This is a genomic window from uncultured Acidaminococcus sp. (genome assembly GCA_900538365.1).
Lineage (GTDB): Bacteria > Bacillota > Negativicutes > Acidaminococcales > Acidaminococcaceae > Acidaminococcus.
On the sequence record UPXT01000047.1, the window covers coordinates 1 to 18,446 of the forward strand.

13 protein-coding genes and 1 riboswitch are annotated in these 18,446 nt (G+C 50.0%); of the genes, 10 read left to right on the top strand and 3 right to left on the bottom strand.

The window, feature by feature from the left end; all coding sequences use genetic code 11:
- Positions 1–109: 109 nt before the first annotated feature.
- Entirely contained in the window at positions 110–1,006 is an 897-nt protein-coding gene (locus QZQ08_RS08310; RefSeq protein WP_296330699.1) for a LysR family transcriptional regulator, read from the bottom strand.
- A gap of 279 nt (positions 1,007–1,285) precedes the next feature.
- Between QZQ08_RS08310 and QZQ08_RS08315 the strand changes: the two genes are divergently transcribed.
- The 3 genes from QZQ08_RS08315 (at position 1,286) to QZQ08_RS08325 (ending at position 4,932) form a co-directional block, all read left to right on the top strand.
- On the top strand, positions 1,286–2,722 hold the full coding sequence (locus QZQ08_RS08315; RefSeq protein WP_296330702.1) for an aldehyde dehydrogenase family protein: 1,437 nt from the start codon (positions 1,286–1,288) through the stop codon (positions 2,720–2,722).
- 214 nt (positions 2,723–2,936) lie between these two features.
- On the top strand, positions 2,937–3,737 hold the full coding sequence (locus QZQ08_RS08320) for a MoxR family ATPase (protein ID WP_296330705.1): 801 nt from the start codon (positions 2,937–2,939) through the stop codon (positions 3,735–3,737).
- Between the two features lies 1 nt (position 3,738).
- Entirely contained in the window at positions 3,739–4,932 is a 1,194-nt protein-coding gene (locus QZQ08_RS08325; RefSeq protein ID WP_296330708.1) for a VWA domain-containing protein, read from the top strand.
- Between the two features lie 56 nt (positions 4,933–4,988).
- Here QZQ08_RS08325 and aroD read toward each other — a convergent pair whose 3' ends face one another.
- Entirely contained in the window at positions 4,989–5,744 is a 756-nt protein-coding gene (gene aroD / locus QZQ08_RS08330) for a type I 3-dehydroquinate dehydratase (protein ID WP_296330711.1), read from the bottom strand.
- A 201-nt stretch (positions 5,745–5,945) separates the two neighbouring features.
- Here aroD and QZQ08_RS08335 point away from each other — a divergent pair, with 201 nt between their 5' ends.
- The 6 genes from QZQ08_RS08335 to QZQ08_RS08360 all read left to right on the top strand — a co-directional run bounded on the left by QZQ08_RS08335 (position 5,946) and on the right by QZQ08_RS08360 (position 11,704).
- A complete protein-coding gene (locus tag QZQ08_RS08335) occupies positions 5,946–6,455 on the top strand; it encodes a shikimate kinase (RefSeq protein ID WP_296330714.1) in 510 nt (169 codons plus the stop codon).
- A 72-nt stretch (positions 6,456–6,527) separates the two neighbouring features.
- A complete protein-coding gene (locus tag QZQ08_RS08340) occupies positions 6,528–7,583 on the top strand; it encodes a mechanosensitive ion channel family protein (RefSeq protein ID WP_296330719.1) in 1,056 nt (351 codons plus the stop codon).
- A 113-nt stretch (positions 7,584–7,696) separates the two neighbouring features.
- The gene (locus QZQ08_RS08345; RefSeq protein WP_296330722.1) at positions 7,697–8,926 is read left to right on the top strand and encodes a glycerate kinase; all 1,230 of its coding nucleotides are present in this window, start codon (positions 7,697–7,699) and stop codon (positions 8,924–8,926) included.
- A 203-nt stretch (positions 8,927–9,129) separates the two neighbouring features.
- Complete coding sequence (locus QZQ08_RS08350) at positions 9,130–10,458, top strand: amidohydrolase (RefSeq protein WP_366140885.1); 1,329 nt, start codon at positions 9,130–9,132, stop codon at positions 10,456–10,458.
- Complete coding sequence (locus QZQ08_RS08355; RefSeq protein WP_296330728.1) at positions 10,455–11,252, top strand: DUF3100 domain-containing protein; 798 nt, start codon at positions 10,455–10,457, stop codon at positions 11,250–11,252. The genes QZQ08_RS08350 and QZQ08_RS08355 overlap by 4 nt, the downstream gene beginning before the upstream one ends.
- Positions 11,249–11,704, top strand: coding sequence for a LysO family transporter (locus QZQ08_RS08360; protein WP_014128004.1), 456 nt, complete (start codon positions 11,249–11,251; stop codon positions 11,702–11,704). The genes QZQ08_RS08355 and QZQ08_RS08360 overlap by 4 nt, the downstream gene beginning before the upstream one ends.
- Before the next feature lie 108 nt (positions 11,705–11,812).
- Here the strand turns inward: QZQ08_RS08360 and thiC are convergent, their stop codons facing one another.
- Complete coding sequence (gene thiC / locus QZQ08_RS08365; protein ID WP_296330732.1) at positions 11,813–13,117, bottom strand: phosphomethylpyrimidine synthase ThiC; 1,305 nt, start codon at positions 13,115–13,117, stop codon at positions 11,813–11,815.
- 84 nt (positions 13,118–13,201) lie between these two features.
- A riboswitch (TPP riboswitch) is annotated at positions 13,202–13,300 on the bottom strand.
- A 391-nt stretch (positions 13,301–13,691) separates the two neighbouring features.
- On the opposite strand from thiC, the gene nifJ reads away from it, so the two are divergent.
- Positions 13,692–17,201: a pyruvate:ferredoxin (flavodoxin) oxidoreductase gene (gene nifJ, locus QZQ08_RS08370; protein WP_296330736.1), complete on the top strand. Its 3,510-nt coding sequence runs from the start codon at positions 13,692–13,694 to the stop codon at positions 17,199–17,201.
- The last annotated feature ends 1,245 nt before the right edge of the window (positions 17,202–18,446 follow it).

Sequence of the window (18,446 nt, forward strand, 5' to 3'; positions counted from 1 at the left end):
AGAGGACACGCACCTGGACGGTCACTTTAGCGCCCCAAAATAAATTATAGAACCACTAAAAAAGGACTGCCTTAGGGCAGTCTTTTTTTTGGGGGCTGATATATACAGGTTATAATGGTGTTGAAGCGGCATAGTGCTGCACGATCCAGTTCCGCACTTTCTTGACAACGGGCGAGAGGGGACGGTTCTTGTCCCAGCTGAGGTAGACCGTACGGAAGAACTCCTGTTCATTTTCATTGATGGGAATGGCGATAACCCGTTCTGTTTGCATGGCGGGGACTTCAGGGAGAATGGACACGCCAAACTTCAGGGCTACATACTGCAGGGCTGTATTGCATTCCTGAACTTCAAAGACCATATTGGGAATCATGGAGCGCTTGATAAAGGCCTGGTCAAGCTGGGCACGAAGACTGCTCGTCTTGTTGAGGAGAACCATCGGTTCCTTGGCAAAATCGGCAAAGGTCACGGAACTTTTCTTAGCAAGGGGATGTTCCAGGTAAACCGTGAGATATAGTGGCTGCTTGGTCATGGTGACGCCTTCCAAGGCCTCATCTCTTCCTGTTGTGAACGCAAGGTCCAGCTTTCCGTTTTTAAGTTGTTCACAGATATTGTAGGACGTGTCTTCCATGAACTGGAACCGAATGTCCTGGTTTTCTTTTTCTTCATAAAGGGCTTTCACGATGGGGGGAACCAAGGAAGCAGAGATGGAGTGGAAATAGCCCAGACGGATATTCATAGGGGCTTTATCTTTCATTTGGCGCAGCGTTGCCTTTCCCTCTTCCAATAGGGCCATTGTTTTTTTGACATAGGGAAGGAAGCGTTCTCCATAGGGCGTTAAGGCAATTTTACGTTTTTCTCGTTTAAACAGACTGATCCCCAGTTCCTTTTCCAGCTCGGCAATGGAATAGGAGAGGGAAGGCTGGGAAATATGGAGTTCTTCCGCGGCGCGGGTATAATGAAGGACCCGTGCCAAGGTTTCAAAATAAAGAAGCTGTAGTAGGGTCATGGAATCACCTCGTTTGTGCATACATACTCTCATCTATTGTATCATGAGAGCCGGTCCTTGGATACGGAAAAACAGGAAAAGCCTTTTGTTGGGGAGATTTTTAGAAAAAATTCAGAATAACACGAAGAGTTTGATAGAAGTGCTCTATGAATAGATGAGAAAATGCGTATTGGACTTTCATGCCTATCTACGGCATACTAAAGGCAGATGAGATGTATCGAAAATTTCGGAAGGGTCTCTTTACGGCGGCCTTTCCCCTGTAAAAAGGAGCGTTTACTTATGGCAAAAGAAGTTACCCCAGAACAGATTGCTCAAATCGATGAAATGGTTGCCCGTGCCCATACGGCTCTTGATATTATTGCAACGTACGATCAACAGCGCGTTGACCGTCTCTGCCAGGCTGTTGCAGCCGCCGTCTGCGATATGAAGGTCTGGGCGCCGATCTGTGATGAAGCTGTTGACGAAACTTCTCTTGGTGATAAAGTGACCAAGAGAAACAAGAGAAATAAAATTAAGTTGATTCTCCGGGACTGCCTGCGTCAGCCCAGTGTCGGCATCATTGAAGAAAATCCTGAAAAAGGACTTGTGAAGTACGCCAAACCGGCTGGTGTCATCGCTTCCCTCGTTCCGACGACGAACCCTTGCTTGACTCCTGCTGGTCAGATTGTATACGCTATCAAAGCACGTGACGTCATGATCTGCTCTCCCCATCCGAGAGCCAAGGTCGTAACGAATAAGATCATCGACATCATCCGTGCGACCCTCGTTCGCGAAGGAGCTCCGGCAGATATCATCCAAGGCATTAAAGATCCGTCCATCAACCTGACGAAAGTCCTCATGGAACGCTGCGACCTCGTTATTGCAACGGGCGGCCGTCCCATGGTCAAATCTGCTTATTCTTCCGGTACACCAGCCTATGGTTCCGGTGCCGGCAATGCAACGGTTATCATTGATGACACGTGCAATACGCCGGAACGGCAGAAAGAAGCCGCTGAAAACACTCGTATTTCCAAGACTAGTGACTTTGGTTCTGGCTGCTCCTGCGACGGCAACCTTGTCATCCATGAATCCATTTATGATGACTTCGTTAAGGCTCTTGTCGCTGAAGGCGCATACCTTGCCAATGAAGAAGAGGCTGAGAAACTGAAGAAAGTCATGTGGGATGAGACAGGCCACCGTCTGCCGAACACTGTTGCCATCAGTCCTCAGAAACTGGCCCTTGCTGCTGGCTTTGAAATCCCTGAAGACCGCAAGTTCATTGCAGTAACGGGCGGCGGCATCAACGATATCGGCAAGGAACACTTCTTCTCCAGTGAAAAACTGACGACCCTCCTGGCCCTCTTCAAATATGAAGGCGAATTCGAAAATGCCCTCACCATGATGCAAGCTCTCTTCAATGTAGGCGGTAAAGGCCATTCCTGCGGCATTTACTCCTTCAGCGATGACCACATCCATCGCCTGGGCATGGCTGCCCCTGTTTCCCGCATCATGGTCCGTCAGCCGAACAATCGCGGCAACGCCGGCTCTGCTTGGAACGGCATGCCTCCGACTTCTTCCATGGGCTGCGGCACTTGGGGTGGCAACATCGTTTCTGAGAACATTACCCTGAAACATTATATGAATACCACATGGGTTGCTCGGCCGATTGCCAAGGATATGCCTTCCAACGAGGAACTCTTCGGTGACTTCTTCAAGCCGGGCATGGACGAAGAATAAGTAAGACCTTTATAGAAAATCCTTTGGGAAAGCGCCTCCTCTATCTCCGTTTTCCCTTCCTACTTAGTACAATGCAGCAGAAGGTGACTTGCTCCCTTCTGCTGCATTTTTGGTGCCCAAAGCTTGCCTTGGGAAAAATTTTCAAGTAAGATGGAAACATTACAGAACCACAAAGGGCCTGCCCTTATCGGGGCGGCCATGAAAAGGAGAATTTATGAAACAATTCCAAGGAAGTGATACGTATATTGCCTCGCCGGAGCTTGTTCGCAGCGTCAACATTGCAGCGGCACTCCAAAAACCGCTCCTCATCAAAGGAGAACCGGGAACGGGCAAGACCATGCTGGCCCAGTCCATTGCGGACAGCCTGGGCATGAAGCTTTTCATTTGGAACATCAAATCCACGACAAAGGCTCAGGACGGGCTCTATGTCTATGATACGGTGCAGCGTCTTTACGACAGCCAGTTTGGTGCCGAAGGGGTGGATGACATAAAAAAATACATTCATCTGGGCAAGCTGGGAGAGGCTTTCTGCGAAGACGAGCAGAGCGTCCTTCTCATTGACGAAATCGATAAGGCGGACTTGGAATTTCCTAATGACCTTTTGTGGGAACTGGATCGCATGGAATTCCATATTCCCGAAACGGGGGAGACGGTCCGAGCCAAAAAGCGGCCCGTTGTCATCATTACGTCCAATGCGGAAAAGGAACTACCGGACGCTTTCCTGCGCCGCTGTATCTTCCACTACATTGCCTTCCCAGAACCGGACATGATGCGCCAAATCATTCATGCCCATGATCCCAACTTGGAGGAATCCTTGGTCAATGCGGCCATTAAGGCGTTCTACAACCTCCGCAAGCTGAGCGGCCTTTCCAAGAAACCAGGTACCTCGGAACTTCTTGACTGGGTCAGGGCCCTTGTCATTGGGGGCATTGATGCGGAGATCCTATCTGAAGAGCTTCCTTTTATTGGCGTACTTCTCAAAAAGACAGAAGACTTGAAACGCGTGGGGTATTGAGATGTTTACGGATTTTCTCTATCTGCTTCGGGCCTATGGACTGCCTGTGGGGCTTGTCGAGTGGACGGCCCTCATGGATGGACTCCGCTTGGGCCTTGAAAAGGAAAGTCTTATGGAGTTCTACCACATGGCACGGGCCATCTTGGTCAAACGGGAAACCGATTACGACCGTTTCGACCAAGCCTTTGCAGTTTATTTCAAGGGCCTGGCAGATCATGCGGACCTATCGGAAGAGATGGAACGATGGCTTTCCCACGCCCTCACCCTATCAGCTCCCGATTTTGAAGCGGCCCGCCTCCTCTGGGAGAACAAGAGCCTTGAAGAGATTCGGGAAATCATGCGCCAGCGTATAAATGAGCAAAAAGAGGAACACCATGGCGGCAGTAAATGGATTGGTACGGGCGGTATTACGGCCTTTGGCCATTCGGGCTATGCTCCTAAGGGTATCCGTATCAGGGGTCAGCGCGGCGGAGGGCACGCCTTGAAGGTGGCCGAAGAACGTCATTTCCGTGATTTCCGTGATGACCATGTGCTTGAAATCCGCCAGTTCCAGGTTGCCCTGCGTAAGCTGCGCCGCCTTTCGAATCGGGAAGAGACCCCGGCTGCGGAACTGGATGTGGAGGGCACTATTGCTGCAACGACGAAAAGGGGCGGCCAACTGGAAATTGTCATGAAAAAACCTCGCAAGAACCAGACCAAACTGCTGCTTCTCATGGACAGCGGTGGCTCCATGGATGCCTATATTACCCTTTGTACACGTCTTTTTCAGGCTGTTCACAAAGGGCACCATTTCAAGGACCTCAAGACCTACTATTTTCATAACTGCTGGTACGAGAATTTCTTTCGGGACCCCAGCTGCGTCTGGTCCAATCGGATTGCGACGGAAGCGGTCCTTCATAACATCAAGAGTGAATATAAGGTTATTGTGGTTGGGGACGCTCATATGGGGCCCTACGAGCTCCTTGCCGTGGATGGGAACATCGATGACTGGCATGGCAACGAAAAGCCTGGCCTTGAATGGATCCAGATGGTAAGGCGTCACTTTCCTCATATGGTCTGGCTCAATCCTCTCCATGAAAAGCTCTGGCATTATGACTACAGTATGCGGACCGTGGGCATCATCGCAAAGCAAGTACCCATGTTTCCCCTTACGTTAAAAGGTCTTGAAAAGGCCATTGACCATCTGCAGAAATGAAAAAGACTGTGAAGACGCGGGATTTTCCGCTCCTTCACAGTCTTTTTTGGCTTTTGTCAGTTGAGGCTCTTGAGGTAAATGGAAAGCTGGTTGGCCGGCAGCTGTCCCGGGGCGGAAGCCTTTCCAGCCGTGCCAAAGGTTACGGCTGATCCGAAAACTTCGCCGCAGATACGGCTGATGACGCCTAATTTCCCCATGCTCATGGTAATGACTGGCGTCGTGTTATGTTCTTCCTTCATGGCAAGGGTTGCATCAAGAAGGCGTAAAACATCCCGTTCCGAGCGGGGCGTGACGGCAAATTTCACGATGTCTGCACCAAGATCCTGCATCTGGCAAAGGTTTCCTACAATGACATCGCGGTCCGGTGTATTGATATTATTGTGACGGCTGACAATTACCTTGACGCCAGCCTTATGGGCTGCTTCGACGATGGTGCGCACAGCCTTATCACCGCGAGACAGTTCGACATCCACAAGATCGATGAGCCCGCTGTCAATGACGGCAAGGTTCAGGGCCACGTAGTCCGCGGTGTCGATTTCAAGGACGCCCATTTCGACACTCGTCCGGATGGTGAAGAGGATGGGGTCTTCAGGCAGGGAATTTCTCAGATACATCATAGGTTTGATACGGACTTCTGGATCGGCAAGATCTTTATAGAAATCAGCGCGCCACTCAATCATGTCGTGGGGAGAATTTTCGATGAGCCGGACTGATTTCTTGACGCCGTCAAGATCTGTATCCGTAATGGGAATGCAGATTTTGGGAATCCCGTCACCGATTTTTACATTACGTACCTTTACTACTCTTGACATATCTTGCCCTCCTACTTTGCTTCTATGCTTCTGTATTGTCAAAAAATAAGAATAAGTGTATTCTATGGTGAGACGCACGATTTGTCAAATCAAAGCTGGAAAAGGGCCGCCTTTGTTCTAATGGACAGAATGAACTGTATCAGGTTGAACAGACGCTTGCCCAATGATGAAAATGATGCATGAATCAAGGAGGAGCCCTTTGTGAAAAATATAATCTTCATTGGCATGCCTGGGGCGGGCAAAACGACCATTGGAAAAGAAGTGGCTCGCATCCTGGCACGTCCCTTCTTTGACAGTGATGTTCGGCTAAAAGAAAGGATCCATCGGGACATCAAGGAACTATTTCGGGAAAGCGAGGCAGCCTTTCGCCGGGAGGAAACAGAAACCCTGCGGGAACTTTGTCAAAAAGAGGAAATCGTTCTTTCCTGCGGTGGTGGCGTTATCAAAAAGGCCGAGAATGTGGCTCTTCTTAAACATGGGGGCTTCCTCATTTTTCTGGACCGTCCCCTTGAGGCCATCGCTTCGTCCGTGGACCAGACGGGACGACCTCTGCTTTCTTCATCAAAAAACCGTCTCAAAGAGCTTTATGATGAACGCTATCCCCTTTATCTTGCTGCTGCAGACCTATATATTCCCGTTCAGGGCGGTATCCAGGAAACCGTGGGGGACGTTCTTGCCGCGCTGATAAAAACGGGCCTGGTTGATGGCTAAGGCCCTTTTTGTTATGCTATAGAAAGAAAAAAGGACAAGCGCTTCAAATAACCTCAGCCAAGGAGGCACGACATGGAACCTACGTTACTCAAGGAATGGCTACCCGTTTTTGTGATTGGTGCAGTCACTGTCATTGTCTATATGCTGTTTCGCATCCTATCTACACGGGCCATTCGCTTTATCCTCAATAAACTGCCTGATGATGCAGACCAGAATATCGCGACAGCCCTTTATAAACCTGGCCGCCTTGCCATCATTTCCAGCGGTATTTATTTTATGGCCCAGACAGCACCCCTTGATGTGCCACGAATCCAGACTTTTGTACAACATGTCATGGCGAGCTTTGTCATTATTGCATTCCATTGGGTTTGGTACAATTTTTTCAGCTCTACGAATTACGTTTTTTCTTTCTTGACGAAAAAAGGCAAATGGAGTCTTGATGCGACCTTGGGAAACTTTATTTCCATGTGCCTGCGCATCCTTGTTATCTGTTTCTGCATAGCTGCCGTTGTGAGCTTCTGGGGCTTTGACATCAGCGGCTTTGTCGCCGGCCTTTCCATTGGCGGACTTGCTGTTTCCTTGGCGGCCAAAGATTCTCTTTCCAATATCATTGCCTGCTGCATCATTATGCTTGATCATCCGTTCCGCATTGGTGACTGGATTGTCTGCAATGAGATTGAAGGGGCTGTCGAATCGATTTCTTTTCGCAGCACGAATGTCCGTACACTGGCCCAAGGGCTCGTCAACATTCCTAATTCCCTGATCATTTCAACGCCCATCGTCAATTATTCTGTACGGGAGCGCCGCCGCATTGAAATGACGGTCGGCGTGACCTACGATACGACAAGCGAGCAGATGAAGACCCTTATTGAGGACCTGACGGAAGCGTTGAAAAACCATCCTCAGATCATCAATCAGGACATTTCTGTCGCCTTTACGGACCTTGCTGACAGCAGCCTCAATATCCTCATCATTTGCCACACGTATGAAACAAGCTATGCTGCTTATCTCAAGGTACGTGAAAAAGTGAACCTCCTTGTCATGGATATCCTTGCAAAAGACGGGGTGTCCTGTGCTTTCCCGAGTAGGAGCATTTATGTGGAGACCCTTCCCAGCGAAAAAAAATAGGTTCTTCACTAAAATAATAAACAATTTTTCAGCCAAAAGAACGCCTTTTTCTTTTGGCTTTTTTTCTTCCATGCTATAATGGTAGAAACCTGAATTTGTGAGGAGATGGACCTATGACGTTACGTGAAGATGCCCAGATCATTATGGATAAAGCTCTGGCTGCGTCCCTGCCCGATGCGGCCGTTGAAAAAGCCTTGAAGAATAAAGTGTTTGGCAGCGGACGGATTGTCGTCGTTTCCATTGGGAAAGCTGCCTGGCAGATGGCAAAGACGACGGTCGCCCTTTTGGGGGACCGCATTTCCGGCGGTATTGTCATCACCAAATATCAGCATGCCAAAGGGGCGTTGCCGCCCCTTGAAATCTACGAAGCGGGGCACCCTGTCCTCGATGCCAATTCCGTTGCCGCGACGGCTCGCGCCATTGATATGGTCAAGGATCTTGGCCAAGATGATACCGTTCTTTTTCTTATCAGCGGCGGTGGTTCTGCCCTATTTGAAAAGCCTCTTATTCCGCTTTCGGAACTGCAGAAAATCAATTCCGATCTTTTGTCGAGCGGGGCCGATATTGTTTCCATGAATACGGTCCGCAAGCGCTTCAGCGCCGTTAAAGGTGGAAAATTTGCTCAGATCTGTGCCCCTGCCAAAGTGTATGCCATTGTACTTTCTGATATCATTGGCGATCCTTTGGACATGATTGCTTCTGGACCGGCCTATCCTGACACGTCGACGCGGGAGGATGCCCAAAAGGTCATCGAGCGTTACAAAGTTATTCTTTCCCCGGAGGCAGAGGCCTGTCTTGCCGTGGAAACGCCTAAGCGCCTTGATCATGTTGAAACGGTTGTCACCGGCAGTGTGACGGAGCTTGCGAAAGCCGGCAAAAAGGCGGCTGAAGCCCTGGGCTACCAAACCCATATCCTGACGTCCAGTCTTGATTGTGAAGCTCGGGAAGCCGGGAGCTTTCTTGCTGCTATGGGACGTGAATATGCTGGCTGCGGGAAAAAGATGGCTTTCCTGGCTGGCGGGGAAACGGTGGTCCATCTTCGTGGCCGGGGAAAGGGCGGGCGCAATCAGGAAATTGCCCTTTCTGCCGCTCGCGGGATTGCCGGTCTTTCCAACGTGGCGGTCTTCTCTTTTGGCAGTGACGGGACGGATGGACCGACCGATGCTGCTGGTGGCTACGCTGACGGTTCGACGGCAGCTCGTCTTTTGGAAGTCGGCCTTTCCATTCCCGACGTTCTTGAACGCAATGATGCCTATCATGCCCTTGAAAAATCGGATGGACTTCTTGTTACAGGCCCAACAGGGACCAATGTCAACGATCTGTCCGTGCTTCTTATTGGCTGATGACGATGTTAAAAAGCACCCTTTTTGCAGTTTTCTGCAAAAAGGGTGCTTTTTCTGCTAAAGTGAGCAAAAACTTTTGTACTCTATTAAAAATATGAAACAAAATACATATATTAATTAAATTTATGACATATATTTGATAAAGTCAGTATATGGTCGTATACTGGGAACATAACGGGAAGTAAAAAATGGAGGACAGAGGAGTGATTGCTACGGATAAGCTTACACTGAAAGAAAAGGTTTTTGCTGCGATTGATGCCGCTCGCGATGAGCTCTTTGACTATGCCAAAAGCGTGGCCAAGGAACCCGAGTTTGGTTTCAGGGAATTCAAGACGGCGAAAAAGGTAGAGGCCCAATTTGATAAACTGGGGATTCCCTATCGGAGCCATCTTGCCATTACGGGTGTAAAAGGCCTTCTCAAAGGAGGAAAACCAGGACCTACGATTGCCATCTTAGGAGAGCTGGATGCCATCAGTTCCCCGGATCATCCCTTGGCTGATCCCGATACGGGCGCGGCTCATGCCTGCGGACACCATATGCAGCAGTCTGCAATGCTCGCTGCCGCTTATGGGCTCGCCCGTACCCATGCGCTTGATGAGCTTTGCGGCAATGTCGTTTTCTTTGCCGTTCCTGCCGAAGAATATGTCCAGCTTGCTTATCGGAAGAAACTGCGCAGGGAAGGTAGGCTCCACTATCTTCATGGCAAGGGACAGCTCATCTACGAAGGTGAATTTGATGATATCGATATGGCCATGCAGATGCATTCCAGCAAGAAAACGCCGGAACCGACGGTTGCAGTGGGTACGAGCAGCAACGGATTTGTTGGTAAGACCATCCAATATGTAGGGCGCTCCGCTCATGCTGCTGACGCGCCTGATCAAGGCATCAACGCACTTAACGCAGCCATGCTTGGCATTATGGGCATCAATTCCCTCAGGGAAACGTTCCGCGATGAAGACGCCATTCGCGTTCATCCAATTATTACCAAAGGCGGGGATCTTGTAAATAATGTTCCCGATGATGTACGGATTGAAACCTATGTGCGGGCCAAAACGATGGAGGCCATCGAAAAGACCCACAAAAAGGTCGATGCTGCCTTGCGGGCTGGCGGTATGGCCATTGGTGCCGAAGTCCACATCGACACGATGCCCGGTCATCTGCCCCTTGTTTGTAACGCCACACTTAATGAACTCCTGGTGGAAAATGCCAAGGAAGCGTTCCCCAGTGTCAAGATCATCAATGCTGGCCATTTCAGTGCTTCCACAGATATGGGGGATGTTTCTCATCTTATGCCCGCTATTCATCCTTTTATTGGGGGAACAGACGGACTCCTTCACGGCGCCGATTTCAAGGTTGTCGACTTTGACGCGGCCGCGCTTCTGCCTGGCAAGGCCTTTGCCGGTATGGTCATTGATCTTCTGGCAGACCATGCCCAAAAGGCCAAAGCTCTTTTGGACCACTATGAACCCATCCTGACAAAGGATGCCTACATCAAGAAGCTGGACAGCTATTTCAGCGAGGAGGAACCATGAAGAACATCAAACTGCATGTCTGTGTCATGCTCATGATCGTGATTGCTGAACTGATTGGCGTTAAATCCTTCAGTGTCGGCCCAGGAAAGATTGTGCTGCTGCCCATGCTTTATGCCCTCATCATCGGAATCTTTACGACGCCGCGCTTCCTTAATATTATGAAGCAAAAGGAAATGGAAGATGCAAGTTCCTTGATAGGGCTGACGCTCATGCTCCTCATGGCTCGCTATGGGACCCTTGTAGGACCAACCCTGCCCAAGATCATCAGCGCCAGTCCGGCCCTATTTTTACAGGAATTTGGGAACTTGGGCACCGTCCTTGTCGGGGTACCGCTTGCCGTGTTCTTTGGACTCAAGCGGGAAACCATCGGTGCGGCCCATTCCATAGCCCGTGAACCGAACATTGCCCTTGTCGGTGAACGCTATGGCCTTGATACCCCAGAAGGTCGCGGTGTTATGGGTGTTTATATCAGCGGCACCGTCTTTGGAACAATCTTTTTTGGCCTCATGGCCAGTTTCTGCGCTGCCCTTGGAATCTTTCATCCTTACGCGCTTGCCATGGCATCTGGCGTTGGCAGTGCAAGTATGATGTCGTCCGCTGTCGGTGCGCTTGCCGTCATGTATCCCCAGATGGCAGACCAGCTAGCTGCTTTTGGTGCTGCCAGCAATATGCTCTCTGGTCTCGATGGACTTTATATGTCGATTTGGCTTGCCCTGCCGCTCGCGGAATACCTCTATAAAAAGTGCTGTATCGTAAAATATGGTCACGTACTCACGAAGGAGGAAGAACAATGATTGGATATAATCTGGCAGAAACTTTTGCTATCCTGCTTCTCATGAGTATCGAAGGGGCGATTTCCAATGCCCTTTCTGGCGCTGGCGGTGTGATTGAAGGCCTGCCTGGGCTGTTGATCCTTGTAGGGATTTCCATGGCGGGAATCCTTCTTGGCAAATATATGCCGGGAAAGATTCCTGCTGTTGCCTATGTTGTTACGTTAGGCTGTATCTTGACGTATCCGGGGTTCCCTGGAAGTGATGTCATCAACTTTTATATGAAGAAAGTCGGATTCGTTTCTCTTTGTACACTCATCCTTGCCTATGCCGGTGTTTCCATCGGTAAGGATATGGATGCTTTTAAGTCGACAGGGTGGCGCATCGTTATCTTGAGCTGTGTCATATTCGCCGGCACCTATTTGGGTTCCGCCATCATTGCCCAAATCATCTTAAAGGCCATTGGCCAGATTTGACCATTTCAATGAAAAAGGGGCTTGCCGAACAGGAATTGTTCAGCAAGCCCTTTTTGATGTCTTTGGAAAAAGGGAGCAGGGTGCTCATTATCCTTTTCCCAATGGACTTCAGTGCTTTTTCTTTTTCTTATCGTCAAGGTATTCGCCAATGATCTTGACGGCACAGTAATCCCCGCACATGGAGCAGTATTCATCCGTACTCTTGTTCTTGGCATTGCGGATGGCACGGGCTTTTTGAGGATCGATGGCAAGTTCCATTTGAGCTTCCCAATCAAGTTTTTTGCGAGCTTTTGCCATCGCAAGATCCTGGGCCAGCGCCTGGGGAAGACCCTTTGCAACATCAGCCGCATGGCCTGCTATGCGGGCAGCGACAACCCCTTCACGAACGTCATTGAGATCAGGCAGTCCCAAATGTTCAGCTGGAGTGACGTAGCAGAGAAAATCGGCTCCGCTGACAGCCGCAAGGGTTCCGCCAATTGCAGAAGTAATGTGGTCGTAGCCCGGCGCAATATCGGTCACAAGGGGACCCAGCACATAGAAAGGAGCTCCGTGGCAGAGCCGTTTCTGCAGCTGCATGTTTGCGGCAATCTGATTGTAAGGAACATGTCCCGGACCTTCTACCATGACCTGGACGCCTTTTTCCCAGGCGCGGTCCGTCAGTTCCCCAAGGGTGATGAGTTCCGTGATCTGGGCCCGGTCCGTTGCATCAGCAAGACAGCCAGGCCGCAGCCCGTCGCCTAAGCTGATGGTTACATCGTAGCGGGCGCAGATATCAAGGATTTCATCAAAATGTTCATAAAAGGGATTTTCCTTATTGTTGGCGAGCATCCACCCGGCAATAAAGGAGCCACCGCGGCTTACGATATCCATTTCGCGTCCTTCGGCAATGAGGATATCAACGGCACGGCGCGTGAGACCGCAGTGCATAGTCATGAAGTCAGCCCCGTCACGGGCCTGTTGCTCGATGACTTCAAAGATGTCATCTTTCGTCATATCTGTCACTTTGCCATGGTTGCGGATTGCCGTAACCGTGGCTTGATAAATGGGAACGGTACCGACCATGACTGTCGAATGCTCGATGATGGCACGGCGGGAGGCATCGATGTTGTTGCCTGTTGAAAGGTCCATGACTGCATCGGCACCGGCTGCGATGGCCGCATCCAGTTTTTTCAGCTCGGGCGCGGGATCGGGGTAGGCCGTTGAAGTCCCGATATTGGCGTTGACCTTTGTCGAAAGTCCTTCCCCGACACCGCGGACCTTGAGGTTTTTATGGTTGATATTGGCGCAGATGGCAATGGTTCCCTTGGCCACACGCTCTCGGATTGTTTCTGCGGCCAGCCCTTCTTGGCGCGCGACTTCCTTCATTTCTTCCGTAATGATACCGGCAAGGGCTGACTGTCTTTGAGTTTTCATGAAAATTTCCTCCTTGAAGATAATAAGAAAGAGACCGCTTTTTCCGTAGAAAAGCGGTCCCTTGGTTGGTCTTTTTTCATTTCCAGCCCGGCCGGCACACTTTCCTACGTCGGTATTAACCGCATCAGGTACAAAGGGTCGGCCAAAGGGCCTCTCAGCGAATGCGCACCCCCAGTGTTACCGTGGACGCAAGAAGCGTCCATCTGCAGTCATTGTAACAGATGCTTTTGTAAAATGCAAACGGCTCATCCTTTTCGTTTCATGGGTACAATGGGAAGGAAGTAGCTTTTTCTTATGACGCAAGAAAACAAAAGCAAACGAAAGAGAGAAAAAATCAGTACTTGATTCAAGGCTGAGGGAAAGGGGCCTTAGCATTGTTCCATTTCATGATACGTCTTATTTTTCAGATAATTATACATTTCCCATTATCAAGTAAATTGTAGGGAAATTGGAGAAAAATTTATTTGTGATTATATTAAATTTGTTATATAATACAGGAGATTAGAGAGACTGAATGGAATGATATCGTTCATCCCAGATCGGTCACTTTTCTAAGAAAGAGGGGCTTTGAACAATGGCAAAAAAATTTAAGACCATGGATGGTAACACCGCCGCTGCGTATACTTCCTATGCGTTCAGTGATGTTGCCGCAATCTACCCGATCACTCCGTCTTCTCCGATGGCTGAAGTCAGCGATGAATGGGCTTCCCATGGAAAGAAGAACATCTTTGGTCGTCCTGTCAAGATCATGGAAATGCAGTCCGAAGCTGGTGCTTCCGGTGCTGTACACGGCTCCCTTGCCGCTGGCGCACTGACCACCACCTATACCGCATCCCAGGGTCTGCTCCTGATGATCCCGAACATGTACAAGATCGCTGGCGAACTGCTTCCTGCAGTTTTCAACGTTGCTGCTCGTGCACTGGCTACCAGCTCCCTGAACATCTTCGGTGACCATGCCGACGTTATGGCTTGCCGGCAGACCGGTTTTGCACTTCTTGCTGAATCCGGTGTACAGGAAGTCATGGACCTGACCGCTGTTGCCCATCTGGCTGCTATCAAAGGTCATGTTCCTTTCCTGAACTTCTTTGATGGGTTCCGTACTTCCCACGAAATCCAGAAGATTGAACTTTTGGACTATGATGACCTTGCTAAACTGATTGACTACGAAGCACTGGATAAATTCCGCAAACATGCCCTGAACCCGGATAACCCTGTTACCCGCGGTACGGCTCAGAACCCGGATATCTACTTCCAGACTCGCGAAGCTGTCAACAAATACTATGATGCCCTGCCTGAAATTGTTGAAGAATACATGGAAAAGATCAGCAAACTGACCGGCCGTGATTACAAACTCTTCAACTACACCGGCGCTGCTGATGCAGAAACCGTCGTTGTAATGATGGGCAGCGGTGCTCAGACTGCTGAAGAAGTTGCTAAGCTCCTTTGCGAACAAGGCGAAAAAGTCGGCGTCCTGAACGTTCACCTCTATCGTCCGTTCTCTGCTAAACACTTCCTGGCTGCTATGCCGAAGACTGTCAAGAGAATTGCTGTTCTTGACCGTACGAAGGAAGCCGGCGCAAACGGCGAACCGCTGTACCTTGATGTCCGCGATGTATACTACAACGTTGCTGACAAACCCCTGATTATTGGCGGTCGTTATGGCCTCGGCAGCAAGGAATTCTATCCTGGCGATGCCCTGGCTGTCTTCGACAACCTCAAGAAGGCTGAACCGAAGAACCACTTCACCGTTGGTATCGTTGATGATGTAACGAACACCTCCCTCACGAAGGAAAAAGTATTCGACATCACCCCGAAAGGCACCACGAGCTGCATGTTCTGGGGCCTCGGCAGCGATGGTACGGTTGGCGCCAACAAGAGCGCTATCAAGATCATCGGTGATAAGACTGATATGTACGCACAGGGCTACTTTGCTTATGACTCCAAGAAGTCCGGCGGTATCACTGTATCCCACCTGCGTTTTGGTCATACCCCAATCCATATGCCGTTCCTCATCAACACCGCTGACTATGTAGCTGTTCATAACTCTTCTTATGTCCATCGCTACAATGTCATGGCTGGCCTGAAAGACGGCGGCACGTTCCTCCTGAACAGCCCTTGGACCGATGAAGAACTGGACAAGGAACTTCCTGGACAGCTGAAACGTTATCTTGTTGAACATAAAATCAACTTCTACACCATTGATGCTGTCAAGATTGCTGAAAGCATCGGCCTTGGCGGACGTATCAACATGATCATGCAGGCCGCTTTCTTCAAACTGACCGGTATCATCCCTGTTGAAGATGCTGTGAAGTATCTGAAGGAATCCATCGTCACCAGCTATGGCAAGAAAGGCCAGAAGGTTGTTGACATGAACAACGCTGCTGTTGACCAGGGCGTCAATGCCATCCATAAGGTTGAAGTTCCTGCTGCTTGGGCAAATGCTGCCGACACGGAACTCTATCCGAAGACTGGCAACGCTTGGGTTGACGAAGTCATGGTTCCCATGAACAAACAGGAAGGCCATGACCTGCCTGTCAGCAAACTCATGGGTCAGGTTGACGGTACGTTCCCTGCTGGTACGGCTGCTTATGAAAAACGCGGCATTGCAATCAATGTTCCTGAATGGAAGATTGAAAACTGCATCCAGTGCAACCAGTGCTCCTATGTCTGCCCGCACGCTGCTATCCGTCCTGTTCTCCTGAACGACGAAGAAGTGAAGGCTGCTCCTGCAGAATTTACGACTAAACCGGCTGTTGGCGCTAAGGACCTGCACTTCCGCATGATGGTTTCCCCGATGGACTGCCAAGGCTGCGGCAACTGTGTAGACGCTTGCCCTGCTAAGGAAAAAGCCCTCGTCATGATGCCTTTTGCTACCCAGGAACATCTGAAAGACGCTTGGGAATATGGAATCAAGAAGGTCTCCGCAAAGACCAACCCGATGAACAAATACACCGTGAAGGGCAGCCAGTTCGAACAGCCGCTGCTTGAGTTCTCCGGTGCCTGCGCAGGCTGCGGTGAAACCCCGTATGCTAAACTGGTAACCCAGCTCTATGGTGACCGCATGATGATTGCTAACGCTACGGGCTGCTCCTCCATTTGGGGTGCTTCCGCTCCTTCCATGCCGTACACCAAGAACCATAAGGGTCATGGTCCTGCTTGGGCTAACTCCCTGTTCGAAGACAACGCTGAATATGGTCTGGGCATGTACCTCGGTGTCAAAGCTGTCCGTGAACGTTTGGCTCAGGAAATGGAAGCCATTAAGGATTCCGTCAGCGCTGACCTGAAAGCTGCTATGGAAGACTGGATTGCTAACGCCGAAGTTGGCGAAGGCAGCCGTGAACGCGCTGAAAAGCTCGAAGCTCTGCTCGAAGCTGAAAAGAGCGGTAACGACAAACTCGAAGCCATCTACAACGATAAACAGTTCTTCGTAAAACGTTCCCAGTGGATCTTCGGTGGTGACGGCTGGGCTTACGATATCGGTTACGGCGGATTGGACCACGTCCTCGCTTCTGGCGATGATGTCAACGTCCTCGTCTTCGATACCGAAGTTTACTCCAATACGGGCGGCCAGTCCTCCAAGTCCACGCCGGAAGCTGCTGTTGCTAAGTTCGCTGCCAGCGGTAAGAGAACCAAGAAAAAGGATCTCGGCATGATGGCTATGAGCTATGGTTATGTCTATGTTGCTCAAATCAACATGGGCGCTGATAAGAACCAGGCCCTGAAGGCAATCAAGGAAGCTGAAGCTTACCATGGTCCTTCCCTCATCATTGCTTATGCTCCGTGCATCAACCACGGTATCAAACGTGGTATGGGTCACTCCCAGCTCGAAGCCAAGGCAGCCGTTGATTGCGGTTACTGGTGCAACTATCGTTACAACCCTGAACTGAAAGCACAGGGTCAGAAGTCCTTCTTCCTTGACAGCAAGGCTCCGAACTTCGATGAGTTCGAAAGCTTCCTGAAGGGCGAAGTTCGTTATGCATCCCTGGCTAAATCCTTCCCGGATCAGGCTGAAGAACTCTTCGCTAAGACGAAGAAAGATGCTCAAGAACGCCGCGCTGGCTATGAAAAGCTGGACGCTGAATAATTGAGCCCTCAAAAGACCGTCGCATTGGCGACGGTCTTTTTTTAGAAAAAAGGGAATCCCCATCCAAACTTTGTTTGGATGGGGATTCCCTTTTGCTGTTTCTCTATGAAGATGGTATGCCTGGCGCAGAAATGCGCTCCTATCGGCCTCTGTGACACCGTCCGGTGGTCTATTGCCATAGGGCTTTAGCCTTCCAATCTTTTGGCTTCTGATCTTTTGCCATAGGTCCTGTCCCTTATGGCCTTTTGCCTTCCGGTCTTTTCCCTTAGAACTCGATTTCTTCGAAATCGATCCACCCCACCAGGGTGGTAAGCGCATCGCCGATCGATTCGCAAGCTCCCTTTGCGCCTTGGAAAGAGCGAAGCGAGAGATCGTGACAGGGCGGTTAAGTGAGTCGCCGAATTTTTTGTTACCCCTTATGCTGAAAAATTCGTGCAGAAAGCTTACTCAGAGAGACTGCGACAATAGGAGCAGTCGGAGTATCCTCTGCCGGTAAGGCCGGCGCGACAAGGCGGAGCGCGAGTCGGATTACCCCTTACAGCCGCACGAGTATAAATCCATTGCGGCTGCAGAAGTAAAGGAACCGTTTTCGTGTTTGATGGTGTCGCTAACAAAATTTATTAACACTAATGTTGTGTGGGAAATTTCCACAAGCGTTTAGCATTAAAATTTTCCGGTTTTGGTGGTGGATGAGGAGCGCAGCGACGTTTCCTTACGAACGGTAGTGAGGACCATTCGCCCGGAGTTTCGAAGGACGTCTTTGGAGCGATAGCGGAAGTCCGAGAAACATGTTTGAGGGCGAATTTAATTCGGCGCCTACGACCGAAGGGAGACGGTTTGGCGCCGGTGATTGGTCTTTTCCCTCACGATTTTTTTGTTCCATTTGCTTTTTTCAAATATGGCCTAGACGTAGTCAGATGCTAGGAGCACCCGGCCTCATCGACGACGGCATACGGTTTGTGTATGTCGAGGCGATTGAGGTCGTGGGCGACAACGCAGATGGCTGCGTATAGGTCCATAGGCTGAAAAAAGCTTCTTGCCTGATAAGCTGGACGCTGGAGGTAACGACACGAGGTTAGGAGGGGAAACGCCCAGGCGTAAGGTATCCCCCAATCAGAAACGAAACATACTACGAATCGTCATGCTACCATTGCATCATAAAAATGAGAAATCGAGCAATGGTGGCACGCTTTTTGGTTCTTTGTCAAATTTTGGGGTGCTAAAGTATCTATGCACTCCTGGAGA

Excerpts from the sequence above, each read along its gene's own strand:
- QZQ08_RS08310 (WP_296330699.1), bottom strand. The coding sequence starts at position 1,006 with ATGACCCTACTACAGCTTCTTTATTTTGAAACCTTGGCACGGGTCCTT.
- QZQ08_RS08315 (WP_296330702.1), top strand. The coding sequence starts at position 1,286 with ATGGCAAAAGAAGTTACCCCAGAACAGATTGCTCAAATCGATGAAATG.
- QZQ08_RS08320 (WP_296330705.1), top strand. The coding sequence starts at position 2,937 with ATGAAACAATTCCAAGGAAGTGATACGTATATTGCCTCGCCGGAGCTT.
- QZQ08_RS08325 (WP_296330708.1), top strand. The coding sequence starts at position 3,739 with ATGTTTACGGATTTTCTCTATCTGCTTCGGGCCTATGGACTGCCTGTG.
- aroD (WP_296330711.1), bottom strand. The coding sequence starts at position 5,744 with ATGTCAAGAGTAGTAAAGGTACGTAATGTAAAAATCGGTGACGGGATT.
- QZQ08_RS08340 (WP_296330719.1), top strand. The coding sequence starts at position 6,528 with ATGGAACCTACGTTACTCAAGGAATGGCTACCCGTTTTTGTGATTGGT.
- QZQ08_RS08345 (WP_296330722.1), top strand. The coding sequence starts at position 7,697 with ATGACGTTACGTGAAGATGCCCAGATCATTATGGATAAAGCTCTGGCT.
- QZQ08_RS08355 (WP_296330728.1), top strand. The coding sequence starts at position 10,455 with ATGAAGAACATCAAACTGCATGTCTGTGTCATGCTCATGATCGTGATT.
- QZQ08_RS08360 (WP_014128004.1), top strand. The coding sequence starts at position 11,249 with ATGATTGGATATAATCTGGCAGAAACTTTTGCTATCCTGCTTCTCATG.
- thiC (WP_296330732.1), bottom strand. The coding sequence starts at position 13,117 with ATGAAAACTCAAAGACAGTCAGCCCTTGCCGGTATCATTACGGAAGAA.
- nifJ (WP_296330736.1), top strand. The coding sequence starts at position 13,692 with ATGGCAAAAAAATTTAAGACCATGGATGGTAACACCGCCGCTGCGTAT.